General features: G+C 56.8%; 13 protein-coding genes. 9 read left to right on the top strand and 4 right to left on the bottom strand.

Annotation, left to right across the window (positions count from 1 at the left end):
* Window positions 1-968: 968 nt before the first annotated feature.
* Together QMC96_12295 and QMC96_12300 are read right to left on the bottom strand one after the other, a co-directional pair.
* Complete coding sequence (locus QMC96_12295) at window positions 969-1553, bottom strand: GNAT family N-acetyltransferase (GenBank protein MDI6877537.1); 585 nt, start codon at window positions 1551-1553, stop codon at window positions 969-971.
* A gap of 56 nt (window positions 1554-1609) precedes the next feature.
* Window positions 1610-1957, bottom strand: coding sequence for a hypothetical protein (locus QMC96_12300; GenBank protein MDI6877538.1), 348 nt, complete (start codon window positions 1955-1957; stop codon window positions 1610-1612).
* A 134-nt stretch (window positions 1958-2091) separates the two neighbouring features.
* Between QMC96_12300 and QMC96_12305 the strand changes: the two genes are divergently transcribed.
* The 8 genes from QMC96_12305 to QMC96_12340 all read left to right on the top strand — a co-directional run bounded on the left by QMC96_12305 (window position 2092) and on the right by QMC96_12340 (window position 14576).
* Window positions 2092-3540 (top strand): flippase, encoded by a 1449-nt coding sequence (locus QMC96_12305; GenBank protein ID MDI6877539.1) that lies wholly within the window; start codon window positions 2092-2094, stop codon window positions 3538-3540.
* Window positions 3541-3717: 177 nt separating this feature from the next.
* Window positions 3718-4926, top strand: coding sequence for a radical SAM protein (locus QMC96_12310; GenBank protein MDI6877540.1), 1209 nt, complete (start codon window positions 3718-3720; stop codon window positions 4924-4926).
* A 315-nt stretch (window positions 4927-5241) separates the two neighbouring features.
* Complete coding sequence (locus tag QMC96_12315; GenBank protein MDI6877541.1) at window positions 5242-6711, top strand: hypothetical protein; 1470 nt, start codon at window positions 5242-5244, stop codon at window positions 6709-6711.
* A gap of 706 nt (window positions 6712-7417) precedes the next feature.
* On the top strand, window positions 7418-9688 hold the full coding sequence (locus QMC96_12320; GenBank protein MDI6877542.1) for a CARDB domain-containing protein: 2271 nt from the start codon (window positions 7418-7420) through the stop codon (window positions 9686-9688).
* 172 nt (window positions 9689-9860) lie between these two features.
* Window positions 9861-11048 carry a glycosyltransferase family 4 protein gene (locus tag QMC96_12325; protein MDI6877543.1) on the top strand — a complete coding sequence of 396 codons (1188 nt, stop codon included), beginning with the start codon at window positions 9861-9863 and terminating at the stop codon, window positions 11046-11048.
* A gap of 183 nt (window positions 11049-11231) precedes the next feature.
* Complete coding sequence (locus tag QMC96_12330; GenBank protein ID MDI6877544.1) at window positions 11232-12365, top strand: glycosyltransferase family 4 protein; 1134 nt, start codon at window positions 11232-11234, stop codon at window positions 12363-12365.
* The gene (locus tag QMC96_12335; GenBank protein ID MDI6877545.1) at window positions 12362-14236 is read left to right on the top strand and encodes a hypothetical protein; all 1875 of its coding nucleotides are present in this window, start codon (window positions 12362-12364) and stop codon (window positions 14234-14236) included. The genes QMC96_12330 and QMC96_12335 overlap by 4 nt, the downstream gene beginning before the upstream one ends.
* Window positions 14237-14348: 112 nt before the next feature.
* Window positions 14349-14576 (top strand): hypothetical protein, encoded by a 228-nt coding sequence (locus tag QMC96_12340; protein MDI6877546.1) that lies wholly within the window; start codon window positions 14349-14351, stop codon window positions 14574-14576.
* Window positions 14577-14584: 8 nt separating this feature from the next.
* Here the strand turns inward: QMC96_12340 and QMC96_12345 are convergent, their stop codons facing one another.
* Window positions 14585-15790: a glycosyltransferase gene (locus QMC96_12345; protein MDI6877547.1), complete on the bottom strand. Its 1206-nt coding sequence runs from the start codon at window positions 15788-15790 to the stop codon at window positions 14585-14587.
* Window positions 15791-16331: 541 nt separating this feature from the next.
* Between QMC96_12345 and QMC96_12350 the strand changes: the two genes are divergently transcribed.
* Window positions 16332-17519, top strand: a complete 1188-nt coding sequence (locus QMC96_12350; protein MDI6877548.1) for a glycosyltransferase family 4 protein — start codon at window positions 16332-16334, stop codon at window positions 17517-17519.
* On the opposite strand, the gene QMC96_12355 is transcribed toward QMC96_12350, so the two are convergent.
* Window positions 17509-17943: a hypothetical protein gene (locus QMC96_12355; GenBank protein ID MDI6877549.1), complete on the bottom strand. Its 435-nt coding sequence runs from the start codon at window positions 17941-17943 to the stop codon at window positions 17509-17511. The two genes, QMC96_12350 and QMC96_12355, sit on opposite strands and share 11 nt — an antisense overlap.
* Window positions 17944-18280: the final 337 nt, after the last annotated feature.

Here is an 18280-nt window from a genome sequence, read left to right on the forward strand (position 1 = left end):
GAGGAAACAGAATCTCGCCCCGTTCATAGATCCAGGAATTAATCGCAATTCGATTCTGGGGAGGTTTGTGGAGTGGGTTATTATATCTAATTTGCATCGCTACTGCCTCTCAAAGCCTTTTTTAAGCTGCCCGTTTATGGATTCGTTGATGCCCTTCGCATAGCCCGGGAATGCTGTTGCCGCCGGTGCATTTGCTTCAATCCCTCCACCGCAATACTGGTGGATTTCCCGATGGTCAGAAGGGATTCGGCACGCCTCGTAGGATCCATCTCTCCCGATCATCGCACGAGTACATAGCCGCCGCAGTTTTTACACGAGTTCCGTGACGCAGTGGGGGGATCCCGGCTCACTCCCTCCGCAACCTATCCGCCCCCTTCCCCTCTGCGGGGGAGTATTGGTGCTAGGATCAGGGATTGGAGGCAGCAATCGGATCGAGGACCGGAATCGGGTTTACCCTATTTGCGATCCCTCCCGCGACCGTGCCGAAAAGGTCCAACGATCTTTTCCAGACGATCCTGGCAGAGCCTATCCAGAGGGGATACTCGTTTGAGGATTTCCATCAAAGGATCTGCGACCATACCCTCATCAAACTCCTGACCTCTTCTTCATATTCGCCCGCATTCTCGCGCATCTTGCCGTCTGAATACTCTTCTTCAATCCATGCATATGCGCAGGTTGCGCCTTCCCGAGGATGCCCCGATCTCCTCTGCAATCGCCCTCTTCTGCTGCCAACACCCCTACCATTGCACTCATCCCGCGGGAGGCGATCTGCCATCCCTTTTTCAAGCACCGCCAGACTTTCAGCGTTTGGATGGGCGGCATCCCCCCTATTTTGCAGGCATTCCGCTCGATCGTATCCGGCCCCTAGGCTCGAACGTACTAGAACTCTCATATCCCGTTCGCGGCAGCTCGATAGAGCCGCAGAAAAAAACTAGCTGAATCGCATTCTGCATTGGATAAAAAGGATATCAAGATTCCAGCCATTTTCTGCAGGAACAGAGCATATGCCCCAACCGGGATCGGCTCTGGTAGGTCTTGATCCCGACCTTCCTGGCGCCGTAACTCTCTTTGAGCTTCATGAGCCTCTCGCGATGGCCGGGGAGGCTGCTCACGCTCGCACCCAGGTTAAGATATGCATACCCTTCTTCGCATGCGATCTCGATCGCATCCCGATAGAGGAGCGTGGTTGCATGGTACTTTCCATAGTCTGCCCGGAAGACGCTCTTGAAACCGAAGAGGCTCTTGCCGTAACCCAGAGAGATCACACCGCCGATGATCTCCTCTCCAACCGTTGCCAGCCGGAATTTGATGCCGGCGTCGCGGGAATTGAGAAGGTTTTCGTAGAGCTGTATAGGATCCGGCGGGGTGCCGTATCCCCACCTCCGGGTCGACTCGGCGTAGATGCTGTAGAACTCCTGCACATCCTCCTCCGATGCCGCATCGCGGATCTCCACCGCGAGCCGCTCTGCCTGCCTCGCCTCTTCCCGGCGGGATTTTTTCACCACATTCTTCCAGATGTACTTGAAATCCTTTTCCAGCGGGAGGATATGCACGCAACTCCCCTCGTCTCTCAGAACCTGATGGTAGCGGTCTTCCCGGAGAGGGGATGTCAAAGAAGGGAGGGCAGTTCAGGGTAAACTGGAAGGTTCTGCCCTGTATCACGCTCTCCACTATCGCGTATACCCGATCTGCCGTCAGATCCTTCACGGGAAATATTCCCCCAATACCCAAAGGGCATGGAGTGATACACCCGGATGCCGTGCAATGGTTCCTCCATCATGGGAAGAAGCACCTGCGTCCCATCAATTTCAAAAAGCCTCGTCGCAGTGCGATATCCGTATGTCTTCTCGACAATGTGTGCCCATGCAGGTGTGTGGAAGAAACAGCACCCCTCTGCCTCTTTGACAATCTCTTCCCAGTGTGACGGAGGCACCTCCTCTATCCAGCGCAACTGCATGTCCGCGCTATACCCCTATCCAAGCTTAATAAAAGTATCGGGCAGTTCGCCGGAGCCCTGAGATCATTATAAATACCGGGATATCTACGTACTGCGCCTGGTATACAGGTGACGGCGTGCGATTTTTAAAGAAAATGACCCTGGATGTGAGCTGGGTCTTTCTCAGCCAGGTTCTCACCCTGGGATCCGGGTTTGTACTCAGTCTCTTCATCGGGAGATGGCTCGGTCCTGCATATTTCGGGGTCTACATGCTTGCCATCACCATCTACTCGATCGCATCCCTTCTTGCCGGCATCGGCATTCCCACTGCCGTAGTCAAATACATTGCAGAGAGCAGGGACTCCCCGGAGAGGATGCACAGTATTGCAACCTCCAGCACAATCAACTCCGTGGTGATCGCGTCGGTGTTTGCAACCGCCGTATTTCTGGGGGCGGAGACGATGGCAGGCCTCTTTCACATGCCGGACCTCTCCTCCCCGATCCGGTTGCTGGCGCTAGCAATACCGATCTTTGTCGTCAATTCGACATTGCTGGGCCTGCTGAATGGGTTGCAGGAGATGCATCTATTTGCATTTCGCTCTATCTTCCGGTCGATCTTGATCGTAGGAACAACTCTTGGGTTCGTCTGGCTTGGGCTCGGCATCCGGGGAGCCATCCTTGCCCAGGTGGTCACGGAATTCGTGCTTTTCATATTCATGATTGCAGCCATCCGGGCGCGGTTCACCATGAACTTCTCTGCATACCGAAGGATTACGGGAGAGCTCACCGTTTTCGGCCTCCAGCTGCTGGTGGTCAATACCATCTGGCTGCTGACCACCTACGCGGATACACTTCTTATCGGATATTTTTTAACGGATGCCGATGTCGGCATCTACTCCATTGCTGTTGCCATCGCAAAGACAGGCTTTATCGCGCTCCCGGGAGCGATCTCCCTGGTCACCTACCCAATGATTGCCAATAATCACAGCCGCGGGCTTCGGGAGGAGAACGAATGGCTGATGAACCTGTCGATAAAAGGCTGTCTGATTTTTCTCTCCAGCATGGGCTTTCTTCTCATCGTCTTCTCAGATCGCCTCATCATGCTTCTCTTCTCTCCCGAGTACCTCCCTGCCGCCGCCTCGATGAACGTGCTCGTAGCGGGCATGCTTCTCTTTGGACCGGTCTTATCCATCGGTTCGGCCGTCAGTGCGATGAATCGACCGGGCATTGCCGTGAAAGTGAACGCCATTGTACTGGCGACCAACATCCTCCTGGATATTCCGCTCATTCAGGCCTTCGGGATCACGGGTGCGGCGGTTGCCACGTCGCTATCCCTGCTGCTCTCGACAGTACTCTTCATCATCCTCCAGAAGAAGCTGTTCAATATACAGATACAGGTTGGCTACTATGGCAGGGCTCTGGGGCTATTCTCACTCATGCTTGCCATATATGTCGCTACAAAGGGCAGGATTGGAGAGAACCTGCTCGCGATCCCACTATTCTTCGCGCTCTCAGTGATGATGTGCCACGTGATGCTCACCCCGCACGAGAAGGGAATAATCTGGAGTGTAGTTCGGGGCCTCTATCAGCGGAGCAGATTATAATGCAGGGATGAGCAGGTCAACGGCCAGAGGCCATCGACCTTCCGGGTATACCGCCGGTTGAAGCGAGTAGTGGGAATGGGATTTCCTCTCGGAGTGAAAGTGGGATCCGTTGCAACGGTGCTGCTAAAGTAACCAGTACATTTTATACTAACAGTGATATCAGAGGACGGATCATCAATGGATACGATCTACGTTGGGACAAATGGGTGCCAGGATGCCCAGCTGAGCTCAAAACGCGTCCAAAGGTTTTTTATAGCCAATCAGCGATCATTAACCGACGATCCCCGCCATGCCACCTGTATCATCTTCTATGCGTGCGGATTAACAAAGGAGAAGGAGGATCAATCCCTCCAGGTTATCCACGACCTGATCTCGAAGAAGAAGCCTGATGCAGAACTGATCGTCTGGGGCTGTCTCCCGAGACAGAATCCTGCGGCGCTAGCAGAGGTGTATGATGGAGCCCTGGTGGGCCCGCGGGATGACGATTTTTTTGATAGATTTGGGGGTGAGATCTCCATACATCAGATATCCCACGCGGCGGCGGCGGATGACATGGCCACCCTTGCCCCTGCAACATACCATGGATGTGCCAGAGCGGATCCTCTTACTGCGGTAATACTCAGGGGGAAACAGGGAATCGAATTGCTGCACTCCCGCTATCAGTATGATTCGAGTATCTTTTATATCCCCGTTGCCACGGGATGCACCGGTCACTGCACGTACTGCAGCGAACGGCCAGTATTCGGCCCGATCAGAAGCCGCCCGCTCGAGGCGATCCGGGATGAATTCCAAGAAGGCCTTGAGAAGGGCTACAACCGCTTCTCCCTGATAGCCACGGATCTCGGTGCATACGGGATGGACCGGGGACTTTGCCTGCCCGATCTCCTCCAGGCAATGATAGATGCCGCCGGCGCGGCTGCCTTCAAGATTACCCTGAATCAGGTAGAGCCGCACAACCTTTTGCTGATCTATCCGCAGATGAAGGCGATTTTTAAGACAGGAAGGATCGATAGTCTGATGTCTCCCGTGCAGTCGGGCAGCGACAGAATCCTCAAACTGATGGGCAGGAAGTATTCTGCGGAGGCCTGGCGGGATCTCATGCTCGAGATCAATAGCAAGTATCCGCACATCCGACTCAGCACGCAGTTCTTGGTGGGTTTCCCGACCGAGACGGATGCCGATTTCCAAGCAACTTTAAACCTCCTCATGCCCCCCCTGCGGCTCGATGACCTATTTATATTTCAGTTCTCTCCACGACCCGGAATCCCTGCCTTGAAACTCAATGGTACGGTTGATAAGCAGGTGAAGGAAGCCCGGGCTGCAGCGCTGCTCAGGAGATTTGCCTATCGGTATGCCCGGAACAGTCTCCGTTTCAGATCGCGGTAGGATGCAGAATACTCTTGCAGTCCCAGGTGGTCTTCGAATAGTGATTTTTCCCGGGATCTCGTGCCCCATAGGGTTTGGAGAGGGGTTGAGAGGCCTCTGGATCGATACCATTCGGAGCCTGGCAGGGATCTCGGAATCGGGCTGGCTGGACGGGAGCCGCGGAAGGTCTGTCTTTCACGAACCGGGCTGGGGAAGCGGCTGCCGCCGGGATGTCAGCGGCGTCCCCTCTGCCGTGCAATCGCAGGGTGATCCGAGATGTTTGGCGATACTGCCGATACTTTTATCATTTTACCCTCTCTACTGGACCTACCCGACATGATCGCTAGAACCCTCACCTCGCGGAGATTAACATTCCTCCTGATTCTCCTTTCATTTCTCCTTCCTTCCTTTGTCGGGGTTTCCTGTGCGGCATCTATTCTGGTTGCTGCGCACGATGGCTCTAATACGTCCAGGGCACAGGCGCATTACCTCTGCGACGGCAGCGGGGACCAGGTCCAGATCCAGCAGGCGCTCACCGCAGCCGGGTCCGGCGGGGTCGTCACCCTGACCGAGGGCACCTTCAACCTGAATGGCGACCTCAACGTCCCGAGCGGGGTGACCCTCGAGGGAAAGGGGGTGGATGCCACGACCCTCGCGTGGACCTCCGGCATGCTCCGCGTCAGTTCCCGCCAGAATGTGGTTCTGCGGAACTTCAAGACCACCGGCACCGGGGCGATCTTCCTCTATAACTCCAACCATATCAAAGTGCAGAACGTGACGGCGACTGTGGACAACTCCCACAACACCGAGGGGGCGTTCCAGATCTGGGCCTCCAACGCGATTGTGGAGGACATCGAGTTCAACAACTGCCGGGCGATCGACTGCGGGCGGCACGGGTTCATGAACGACGGCGATGGGTCTCCCAAACTGCTGCGCAACATCCGCTACATCGACTGCCAGGCGATCAACAGCGGCCGCTACAGCCGGTTCAGCCCCTACGGCCAGTGGACGACCGGGTTCGACCTGGCGGAGAACACCGACATCGAGGACTCCCAGGTCATCCGCTGCCTGGCGGAAGGCTCCTTTGAGTCCGGATTCCACTTCGAGGGCCGGCCCAAGGTGACCAACGTGGTCTTCCGGGACTGCGTGGCGCGGAACAACGGCGTGAAGCCGGACGATTATTACAACCCGGATGAGGCTACCTACGGTGCGCATTTTGGATCCGGTTACCTTGTGCACGGGTCAACACAGCTCGTTAACTGCACATCAGAGAAGAACCAGCGGGCCGGATACATTCTGGGTTCGGGATCACGAGCCCTTAACTGCACGGACTCCCATTCTTTGATAGGCTTTGTACTTGCCCATGCGGACGACGTCCACCTTGCGGATTGCAGGAGCAATGCATTCGGGGCATTGGGAATTCTCTGTCTGGATGCGGCCAATATCTCGATGGAACGGTACAGGGGGGAAGGCCCCGTGGCTAACGAATCCGTATGCGTCAGGATTGGCCCCACAGATGGCCTCTTCTCCGCAGAAGATCGCCCCTGCGAAGGGCTTCATGCACCCAGGGCCATCTGGATCAATACGAGCCGGAGTGTACGGATTGCGGGCGTGGTCGCCACGGATCTGCAGGATCCTCTGCTGATCGAGAACAGCAGCAGTATCGATACGAGCCTTCTCCAGTTCCAGCCCCTCACGGAGACACCCTCCCTGCGCGAGAAGGCTATCATCGAGAACCAATGGGTCACTCTCGCGGACCGGCTGCTGGACGCGTTGGGCAGGATACTTGATGGGACTGCCGTTTGAGGCACTTTCGCAGCACCTCGGGAATGGCGCTGAATTCTGAAAGAGGCCTATTATGGGGGACGGAATTGGGCCATCCTGCAGGGTGCGCCTTCGCAGCCGCGCCTTCTAGGTCACCGCCCCTCCTGCGAGAGCTGCACCGGCTCGGAAGGCATACCGGTTGACATCTTTCAATCCACGTACGATTCCTGGTCGCACCATTTTTAAGATCTGCCAGGGCTCCTTTGTCCTATTATAGGCTGGTATAATGCCAGATTAAGGATATAAAGTCTCTCACAGCCTTATTCTATATATGTTCAGTCTGCAGTGCGTGAATGTCGTAAATGACATTTATAATCAAAGCAAATGGGTGCATGGAAATATTCGTTTAAATAGTAAAATACTACGGATCGTTTTCAAACTACTCCCCGAAACGCAAAATTTACAATATTATAATTTATATTTTTCTAATAATTTTTCAACTAATTTCTCATTAATTGTATTAATGTATTGGGTTATATCCTGTTTTTATTCGAATTGAATTGTATATCACCTGATAATACATTCTTATTTATTTTTATAGTAGTGTTTTAGATTGAATGCTGGGGGAGTAGGTCCTGCGGCCTACTCTTCATCGCACAGCACAGGAGGTAAATTATTGAGATTTTCAGGTAACGTTCCCAGAAATACTCGTGGATTGAGTTCCGGATGGGCTCTCCGGAGGATATCCATGGCTTTACTGTCTCTAGCACTCCTAGGCCTTGTCGTGAGTGCGGCAAGTGCCCTTGTGGTGGCTGCAGCAGACAGCAGCGCTCAGTCCAGGGCACAGGCGCATTACCTCTGCGACGGCAGCGGGGACCAGGTCCAGATCCAGCAGGCGCTCACCGCAGCCGGGTCCGGCGGGGTCGTCACCCTGACCGAGGGCACCTTCAACCTGAATGGCGACCTCAACGTCCCGAGCGGGGTGACCCTCGAGGGAAAGGGGGTGGATGCCACGACCCTCGCGTGGACCTCCGGCATGCTCCGCGTCAGTTCCCGCCAGAATGTGGTTCTGCGGAACTTCAAGACCACCGGCACCGGGGCGATCTTCCTCTATAACTCCAACCATATCAAAGTGCAGAACGTGACGGCGACTGTGGACAACTCCCACAACACCGAGGGGGCGTTCCAGATCTGGGCCTCCAACGCGATTGTGGAGGACATCGAGTTCAACAACTGCCGGGCGATCGACTGCGGGCGGCACGGNTTCATGAACGACGGCGATGGGTCTCCCAAACTGCTGCGCAACATCCGCTACATCGACTGCCAGGCGATCAACAGCGGCCGCTACAGCCGGTTCAGCCCCTACGGCCAGTGGACGACCGGGTTCGACCTGGCGGAGAACACCGACATCGAGGACTCCCAGGTCATCCGCTGCCTGGCGGAAGGCTCCTTTGAGTCCGGATTCCACTTCGAGGGCCGGCCCAAGGTGACCAACGTGGTCTTCCGGGACTGCGTGGCGCGGAACAACGGCGTGAAGCCGGACGATTATTACAACCCGGATGAGAACATGTACGGGTGTCTGTTCGGTGCCGGTTTCTGGCTGCATGGGGACGTCTCGCTCTACAACTGTACGGCCGAGAATAATCGTAAAGCCGGCTACAGCGTCTGGTATCCCTCGTCAAACACCAAGCTCTATAACTGCCGGGATACCGGTTCCGAGATTGGATTCAAGCTGGACTACACAGACACCATCTACATGGAGAACTGCATCAGCCAGGACGCAGATCGGTACGGGATCTGGGCGGCGAATGCTCACCATCTGACTGCGAAAGGGCTGACACTCATTACACCGAAGGGCGATGGATCCAAGTGCAATGTCTTTGGCGTCTCGGGTTACCCCGTACGGGATTCGACCTTTAACGTGGACACCTATGGCGGTAGCGGAACGGTCATCGCCTGTCCGAATGGGCAGAACGTAGGTTTCTCGGGCACAGTCCGATCCAATGCTGCCCAACCGGTATCGGTATCGGGTTCGGTCAGCACTACAGGTCTCACGATTCTTCCCTACAATGGTGGCATGCCCACCCCGACCCCTACTCCAACACCGACCCCAACACCGACCCCAACACCGGCGCCCACTCCAACACCGACCCCGACGCCCACCCCGACCCCCGGAACGGGATTGCCCGATCTCGTGGTGACCGGGGTCTCCTGGCAGCCCGCCAACCCGAAGGCGGGGGACACGGTGACCCTCCAGGCGACGATCAAGAACCAGGGCACCGCGGCAACCCCGGCCGGCGTGATCCACGGCGTGGGCTTTGAACTCGACGGCGGCTCCACCGTAGTCTGGTCCGACACCTGGACCGGTCCGCTGGCACCGGGCGCCTCCATAACGCTGACGGTAAACGGCGGATTGGCAGGCACCGCTGTCTGGAAGCCGGGAGCTGGAACGCACACCATCCGTGCCCATGTGGACGACGTCAACCGTATCCTGGAGAGCAACGAAGGCAATAATGTGCTTACGGCGACCCTGACCGTCGCCGCGGCAACGCCCACCCCGACCCCTACTCCAACACCGACCCCAACACCAACCCCAACACCGGCGCCCACTCCAACACCGACCCCGACGCCCACCCCGACCCCCGGAACGGGATTGCCCGATCTCGTGGTGACCGGGGTCTCCTGGCAGCCCGCCAACCCGAAGGCGGGGGACACGGTGACCCTCCAGGCGACGATCAAGAACCAGGGCACCGCGGCAACCCCGGCCGGCGTGATCCACGGCGTGGGCTTTGAACTCGACGGCGGCTCCACCGTAGTCTGGTCCGACACCTGGACCGGTCCGCTGGCACCGGGCGCCTCCATAACGCTGACGGTAAACGGCGGATTGGCAGGCACCGCTGTCTGGAAGCCGGGAGCTGGAACGCACACCATCCATGCCTGGGTGGACGATGTCAACCGCATCCTGGAGAGCAACGAAGATAACAACATCCGTATCGCCAATCTGAACGTCCGCCGCTGACCTTCCGAGATCCCAGCAGGTCCGGGCATCTCATTTTTTTGTGATTATCCCCGCCGATCTCAGCAGCAGGTACTCTCGAGGTCCCCGGGAGGGCAACTTTAATCTATGCCACCGTTCATCTGTCCACGGCGTTCGCAATACACCCGCATACGGCGCCGAATGGAAGGTGACGATGAAGGTAGTGGTTCTCTGCGATTTTGCCGGCGGGATTCCGGACCGTCAGGGCAACCGGATGTACGTATCCGAGTTCATCGCGCACCTCTCCGCACGGGACGATCTGGATCTCCATGTGATCACGATGAGCGAGCGGAACTCCGATATTCGGTGTGAGGGCTGCACGATCCACGGGCTTCGGAAGGGGGGATGCTTCTCGGTCCCCTATTTACACCCCTGGCTCCTCCGGAGAATGCTCCGGCTCGCCGAAGACCTCCGTCCCGATATCATCCACGCACTCTCAACGCAGTATCCCTACTCCACCGCTGCCGCCCTGCTCCGCCACAGGTATCCCGTACTCTTAACCGCATTCGGTATCTTCGAGAACGAGATCTCGTACTACAGAAGGGATATGCCGGCTTCCGAACGGATCTTCTCGTATCTCTTCCATAGTCTCTTCATCCTGAATGAACGGTATGTGCTGTCGAGAGTTCCGAACATCGTCGTCGATGCCCCCTCCATCCGCGACCTGATCCGTCGGTCATCCAAATCGGCCATCTTCGTTGTTCCTGCAGGCCTCAACATCCGAAGTCTCGAATCCGACAGTTCGCGACTGCCGGCGGAAGAGAGCCCCGATATCGTCTTTGTGAATAATCTCACCTGGCTGAAAGGTGCGGATCTGCTCGTATCCGCCCTGCCCCGGGTCGTCTCGGCCATTCCCGATCTACGGGTGTTCATCGGCGGAACGGGGCCGCAGGAGACTGAATTAAGAAGGCTGGTGCAGGCGTTTCGGATCGGGCGGAATGTGCGGTTCACGGGATACGTATCCGATGCCGAGAAGTACGCGTTCTACCGCTCTTCTAAAGTCGTGGTCATTCCATCCCGATGGGACTGCCAGCCCTCCGCGCTCTTCGAAGCGGCGGCGCTCGGCCGGCCGGTGATCGCCTCCGATACCTCCAACCCCGGAGTCCTTCAGGACGGGATCACGGGGATGGTGTTCCGCTCCGGGGATGCCGCCGACCTTGCGGCGAAGATCCTCCTCCTTCTCGCGGACGAGGAACGCCGTGAGCGCATGGGGAGCGCTGCGCGGATGCACATACTCCAGTATGACTGGGTGCCTGTAACGGAGCGCTACATGGAGATCTACCGGCATGTGGTATCGAGATTCCGTACGGGGAAGGAGAATGCAGGGGATCTGCGGGATTAATGCGTGGAAAGGCCGCGATCTACCCGGCCGGTGCGATCCCCGATCCGCGCTCTCCCGGAGATTCGGCGGACTTCATCCGTAGGAGGTGCGCGGTTCGGGGGGAAAGGTTTAAGGTTGCTTGCCTTGAAAGAAGGGGTATCTGTCTGGACTTGATCCTCTCCAGCCCATACCCGGGAGACCTGCATGGGATTGCAATACCTTGGCATACTCACATTTCCAATCGAGAGGTCCGGTATCACTCCCCTGACCAACCTGATCCGGATTCTCTCGAACCTCTCTGCCGACCGGATCGCCCTAATCACGGGCAACAGCGGCATTTCTGCCTTTAAAGGGGATCCCCGCGTGCAGCTGCAGGGAATCTGTCATAAGCGGGGAGAGAATGCAGTCTCCCGCCTCTGGAACTATATCATTGCGCAGCTCCGGCTGGCCTATTTGATCGCGAGGCAGCAAAAGACAGACCTCTGGGTATTCTTCTTTGGGGGAGAACTCCTCGTACTCCCCATGGTCACCGCTAAAATCCAAAAAAAACCTGTAATACTGGTACTTCCGGCCTCCAACAGCATCATCCTCGCGTCTTCTTGTGATGCGTTTCAGAGATATTCCAGAGGTCTCACCGAGATCAACTGCAGACTCTGCGATCGGATCGTGCTCTACTCGCCCTCTCTCATCCGCGAGTGGGGGCTCGAGCGGTTTCGGGACAAGATACGCTTTGCACCCGAACATCTGATCGATTATTCGGCATTCCGTGAACGGAAGCCGCTAGGAGAAAGAAGTACCAGAATCGCCTATGTCGGCCGGCACGTAGAGGAGAAAGGTATCCTGCAGTTCGTTCAGGCGATTCCGGAGATCCTGTCAGCGCGGGGGGATATCGAGTGTATCATCGCGGGAGACGGCCCTCTGCGCGAGCGCCTGGAACAATCCCTCCGTGAAGCGAATGTGTCGGACCGAGTACGGTTCACGGGCTGGATACCCCATGATGAGCTTCCGGAATTTTTTAATACCTGCAGACTGGTCGTACTGCCTTCTTTTACGGAAGGTCTGCCCAACGTCATGCTGGAGGCCATGGCCTGCGGTACGCCTGTGCTCGCGACGCCGGTGGGAGCAGTACCGGATTTCATCCGCGATGGCGAGAGCGGTTTCATCGCACCCGACAACACGCCCGCGTGCCTGACTTACCATGTCCTGCGGGCTCTGGCCCATCCCGACCTGGAGGCGATCGCGAGGGAGGCTCGAGACCACGTGCAGTCCGAGATGAACCCCGCAGTAGCGGTGGAACGGTTTGCGCGGATCGTCGAGGGGTTGAAGAATCGCAGATGACGCGGATACGGATATTGGAGCGGACGGAGCTGGATCTAACCATGTCCGTTCTCGGGATCCTCGCCTCTTTAGCTCTGATCGCCTATCTCGTCTTCCGTAGCAATCGCCTGATCTACGTGCTCATCGGGGTCCTGACGCTCCTCTTCTGCGCTCTCTGGCTGATTCTGCGTCGAGATGCAGCCTTCCCCGCCGGGGTGTTCCTCTCCCGCCTGCAGCACCCGTACCCTTCGGGGGCATTCCGGGTGCTGGTCCTGGCTTATATCGCCCTCTTCGTTGCGAGCCTGCTCCAGATCCACCTGCGCGCCGGCGTATACGAGAGGCCCCTCGGCTACTTCATCCTGGTCTCAGCGATGGCCGGCGTTCTTGCCATGGAGATACTGTACACTTCCCCCCGGGGGGTGCCGCTAGTACTCCTGCAGATCATCTCCCTCGGACTATCCCTTGCCTGGACCCAACTTCTAATCTTTCCCAGCGTCCTGGGGGTGGATCCCTGGTGGCACCAGGCTTTTACGGAGCTGATGCTGGAGCTGCACAGCATCCCGCTATCCCTGACCTATACCCACCTGCCACTTTTCCATCTGGAGATTGCCAGTATGTCGATGATCGGCGACATAGGCTACAAACTCGCCGCCATGCTCTCTGTGAGCCTGGTTCAGATCGTCTGCCTGACGCTCTTTACCTACCTGATCGGCCGGGCTCTCTTCGGGAGCAGGATGGTCGGTCTTCTGGCATCCCTGGTGCTGATTGTTGCAAACCAGGAGATATATATGAGCTACTGGTCCATTCCGAACGCCTTCTCAGCTGTCTTCATTCTGGTTGTCATCTACCTTCTCTTCAAACTCAAAGAGACGTCCCCCGTCAGATCCCTGCACCTGTCCCTTCTCATCATGGCGGCCATCATCCTCTCCCACAGTATGACGGCGGTCTTCCTGGCTCTTGTCCTTTTCATCTGCCTGGCCGCATTCTGGTGGGAGAACCACGGGGAAGGGCTGAGCCGATATCCGGTGAACCTGATCCTTGTTATTCAATTCACTGTCGGGCTGCTCGCCTGGTGGCGGTACATCTCCGGCCATCTCTGGATTCTCTCCGATATCCTGCAGACAGGATTCAGCCAGGATTACTTTATACAAGTACCGACGCAGGTGCAGGCGTATATCCTGGGAGTCCCGCTTCCCGAGCAGTTCTTCAATAATGCCGGGATGTTCCTGTACTTTGCCGGAAGCCTGATCGGTGTCTTTTATATGTTCCGCTACGGGAACCGATATGGATTTGCCCTTGCAGCTAACGGGTTAGTCGTTCTGGCTCTCGGCTTCTTGCCCATGATTGCCGGGATGTCTCTTGTAGAGCACCGCTGGTGGTTCTTCTCGCAGATCATGCTCGCTATACCCCTGGCGGTCTCGATCCTCATTTTCACAGCCCGTGCAGGTGGGGAGTTCCGCAGCCTCTTCCTCTGGACGGGGATATCTGCTCTTGCGTTCCTCATGGTCATGAGTCCCAACGCCAATGTGGACAATCCCGCCTTCTCCCCGACCAGCGCTGTGCGGGCTGCGCTCACGGAGTCCGAACTCCGTGCCACTGAGACCGTCCTGGAGATGACGGACGAACCGATCGGTACCGATGTGTATACATGCATCCAGGAAGACCTGGCCGGGCGGCCGCACCTGCGGCCTATCCATGAAGCGCTTGTCTCGGGCCACTATCGTCCGGTCGAGGAGAGACTGATCCTGATCCGATCGCATATCCTGGGATCCCCCTTTCCCTGTTATGACGGCGTCTACCGCCTGACACACGATCCGAGAGAGAACCTCGAGAGGGAGGGTTTTGGGAAGATCTACGACTCCAACGGGGCTGCTCTGTTCAACCGCGTGTGATCGGACGGGATAGGAGGTTGTCTAGCAAAACATTTACATGCACGCAGTGGCATGTCTGTCTCGTACTCCGTTCGGATGAACACGCTCATGGAGTCGCATAGGGTGCTGCGTCGTGACTGCGATGATATCCATCATCCTTAATGCCTTCGGAACTTTCCTCTCCGTTTTGGAGATTGCTTTTGTGGTGGCGCTGCTCTGTATCCTCTACGGCATTCAGCTCCTACAAGAGAAGGATCCTGATTTCCGATACCTCCCGCACCTCCGGTATATGGCTCTTGTCTCCGTGCTGGTGTTCTTTGCTCTCATCGGCATACAGATGGCAAACTGGATGACTGCATAGTATGGGGCCTAGGGCCGGCCGATGCCGGGGCTCTCCGTGACCTCTTTCTCACATAACAGATCGGTCAGGATCCCGTGGTAGGCTGCACTGCTCTTCTCCCATGTAAAGTGCTCGCGAACCCGTACCGGGCCGTTTTCAGCCATGCTGCGGTAGAGCTCCGTATCACAGAACAGGCGCAATATTGCCTTCGCCAGGCTTTCCGCATCCCTGGGGGGGACGATGAGCCCGGTCTTGCCATCCTCCACCGCAAAGGGTATGCCGCCCACGTTCGTTCCGATCACCGGGATGCCGCAGGCCTGGGCCTCGATCAACACCATGCCAAACCCTTCCGCACGGTCGTAGCTGGGGAGCACCATGAGGTCGCTGCCGCTGAAGTACTGCGGGATCTCTTCGTTTGTCACGAACCCGGCGAAGATGACATCCCCCTCCAGACCCTCCCGCGCTGCGAGCTTCTCATAATGGTCCCTGTAATTGCCGGTCCCGACGACGATCAACCGTGCATCCTCATCTCTCCGGACGAGCTTCAGCGCCCGGATGAGGTAATCAAGCCCTTTGTGCTGGCTCTCACGGTTGAGCTGCCCCACAAAGAGCAGGATCTTCTGGATGTCAAGCCCGTACCGCTGCTTCAGGAGAGCCTTTGGCACGGGCCTGTATCTCTCGGGATCGACACCGGGGGGTACGATCCCGATCTTGCGGGCATGCCCCTCTAGGTATGGCGAGCTTGCTGCATAGTAGTTCGACGTGACAATGATCCGGTCTGCTGCATCCAGGGTTGCGTCGCCGAGCCCACGGTAGTAGAGACGGGAGTAGAGACGAATGAGCGGGTTATATCCGGTCAGATCGTTGTGGTACGTCAGCACGTAGGGGATGCCCTGCGCCTGTGCGACTCTTGCGGCGATATCGGCAATGAATGGTACCGGCGCATGCCCGTTGATGATATCAGGCTTCTCGGATTCGACAATCGTCTGGAGGGTCCGCCCCCATAGCGGGTGAACGGGCGTGCTGGACACCTTGAAAAGATAGGGGATGTAGATGACCCGAAGTCCATCGAGCTGTGCTTCATGACGATAGTTGGTTGCACGGTCCCAATTTGAACAGACGACGGTCACGTCCATATCGTAATCCCGCTTCAGGCGGGTGCCGATCTCATAGACGTACCTCTGTACGCCCCCCATGTGCGGGTAAAAGTAGGGGGTCACCACCATTGCCTTCATCGTTCAAGCCTGAAACAGGGTCTCCTCGGACGCATGGTATAAATAACTGGCGCAAACCCCCGGGCAACCCGAATACGGCAGCCTCTCTGCGGTTGTCCCACTGCAGTCGACCACAACCCTTGGCATGGAATTGCGTGCCCCCCTCAAAAGAAAAACTCCCAAGTCGAGTGAAAGGTCGGTTATGGTGGAGTTTCTGGAGCATGGAGCCGGTTCCCCTCGGTAGCTCCGGTCCATAGGATCATTCCGATAGATCGGACCGTGGCGGGAGAAATTATTTATAACTTCTGGATGATTGGATTCATCCTCCTACCTTATCTGGGGGCTTATGCGATGAGAACTGACGCGGAAAGAGCTGGCATGTCACCCCCTTTATATCGCCGCTTACCATCGGCCGCGTGCAAGGGAGATCGGCGGGGACCAGGACGGGAACCGGTGAGCCTACTGCTCCCGGCTACCGAGCGTGCGAAATGGGCACGGGCCCCTTTCCAGGGCCGGCGTCCCCACGACTCCGTCATGGACTTCACAGGAGGTGAAATCAGCATTGAAAATCCTGCAGATCACGCCGCACTATCTTCCGCGCATCGGAGGAATGGAGCGGTATGTCCATAATTTAAGCAAAAAGCTGGTGCAGCGCGGACACGAGGTTGAGGTCGTTACCTCCGGGACGGATGGCGGGGTGCATACCGAGATACTCGACGGGATCAGCGTGACTCGCTGCCCGTGCCTCATCGAGCCGATGCGAAACCCGATCGCACCTACCATGTTCGCCCTCGACGAGAAGATCAACGCTGCCGACATCGTGCACGTCCACAATGTCTTTGGCTTTCCCGCTCTTGCTGTCTACTATTACAAGAAGCGCTACAATACCATCCAGACAGTGCTTACCCACCACGGGCAGCTCGCCTATGGCGGACTCCAGCAGTGGATCCTGCGGATGTACGAGAAGGTATGCATGAAGGGGATCCTGAACTGCATCGACAACTTGGTCGTCCTCTCGGAGTCCGATGCTACGTATATGTCCCCCTTTATGCATGAGAAAGGAAAAATCCACGTCATCCCCAACGCGATGGACTTCGAGAGTTTCCAGCCCCATATTGTCCGTGAACCGGCGGAATTTCTCGACCGTTACGGTCTCCGCGGAAAGAAGGTGATCCTGTTCGTGGGCCAGATCCTCCGCAGAAAGGGGATCGATTATCTGGTGCGGTCGGTTTGCCATATCCGGGAGCGGATGGGGCCCGGTGTCTTCTCCTGTGTCATCGTGGGGGACGGGGACTACCTCAAGGATGCGAAACGCATGGCCGATAGCCTGGGCCTCGCGGATATCCAGTTTACCGGGAAACTGTCTTTTCCGATGCTCGTTCAAGCCTACCAGGCAGCGGACATCTTCACCCTCCCCTCCTTATCCGAAGGTCTGCCGACCTGCCTCCTGGAGGCGATGTACTTCAACCTCCCCATCGTTGCCACGGATATACCCGGCATCCGCGACTACTTCCGGGAGCATGCGGACCTGGTTCCGCCCAGGGATGAAAAAGCCCTTGCGGAGGCGATTATCCGGGCAATGGAGGACGGGAGGGCCGGGACCAGCAGACTGGACGGCAGGAGCATGGTGGAGACAAAGTTCAGCTGGGAGAAGGTTGTGCAGGAGTACGAACGCCTCTACACGGGTATGACGGCAAGGCAAGGGTCGTACGCGCCCCGGGCTGCTGGACCGCTTCATATTAATGCTTGAATTTCCTGTTGCGTTGCTCCATGCGATGATCTTCCTCACTGGGGTTCGACCGCTCGGGCAAGTAGCCGATCTTGAAGTCGATACTCCAGACAAGGCCAGATGCCCCCGAGAATGGGCCGTATAATATCTTTGGATCCCCGTGGTACACGGAGGATTCCAGCACGACAATAGCCCCTCTCTTCAAGTTCCTGCCAACAGTCTCGGTGGCGGATCGAACAGGTTCAAGGTCTGGATCTTTCGCTTTGGTTACTGGGATTGGGACCGCGATAATCCCGGAATCGGCCCCTTGAAGTCTAGAAGGATCTGTGGTGGTGTCGATCTTGTTCCCGGGCGTATCATTGAGTTTATTGTTATCCTCTGCGTCTCTCCGATAGTTGATGGTCCTGTTATGCTGGAAAGATGCTTTGGCAGGGGGCAGACTCACATATCCTAGACTCGTGATACAGACTGTTTTACCATCGAGTCTTTAAGCGATTGCTTAATCGCCTCAATCCAAGTATGTACCGAGGAAAATGATCTACGATTTCTCCCGAATTGCGAATTCCATCCCTGCTGGTGAGATATACTCTAAAGAGGATTGCGATTATCCCCTATCGATCAACCTGATCTCTCACCTTTCCCCTGTTTCCTCGATTACGTATCCTCTTCCTCCTGAATCCCTTTGACGGGAAGGATTTTTCCGGCTGTCTTCGATCGCTACCGCTCGGACGGGTGTCGCTGGATCGTGCGGAGCAGGGTCAGGTTGAACGCAAGACAGGAGA

The organism is Methanomicrobiales archaeon, from assembly GCA_030019205.1.
In the GTDB taxonomy this organism is placed as follows: domain Archaea; phylum Halobacteriota; class Methanomicrobia; order Methanomicrobiales; family JACTUA01; genus JASEFH01.

Excerpts from the sequence above, each read along its gene's own strand:
- QMC96_12300 (MDI6877538.1), bottom strand. The coding sequence starts at position 1,957 with ATGCAGTTGCGCTGGATAGAGGAGGTGCCTCCGTCACACTGGGAAGAG.
- QMC96_12305 (MDI6877539.1), top strand. The coding sequence starts at position 2,092 with ATGACCCTGGATGTGAGCTGGGTCTTTCTCAGCCAGGTTCTCACCCTG.
- QMC96_12310 (MDI6877540.1), top strand. The coding sequence starts at position 3,718 with ATGGATACGATCTACGTTGGGACAAATGGGTGCCAGGATGCCCAGCTG.
- QMC96_12315 (MDI6877541.1), top strand. The coding sequence starts at position 5,242 with ATGATCGCTAGAACCCTCACCTCGCGGAGATTAACATTCCTCCTGATT.
- QMC96_12325 (MDI6877543.1), top strand. The coding sequence starts at position 9,861 with ATGAAGGTAGTGGTTCTCTGCGATTTTGCCGGCGGGATTCCGGACCGT.
- QMC96_12330 (MDI6877544.1), top strand. The coding sequence starts at position 11,232 with ATGGGATTGCAATACCTTGGCATACTCACATTTCCAATCGAGAGGTCC.
- QMC96_12335 (MDI6877545.1), top strand. The coding sequence starts at position 12,362 with ATGACGCGGATACGGATATTGGAGCGGACGGAGCTGGATCTAACCATG.
- QMC96_12345 (MDI6877547.1), bottom strand. The coding sequence starts at position 15,790 with ATGAAGGCAATGGTGGTGACCCCCTACTTTTACCCGCACATGGGGGGC.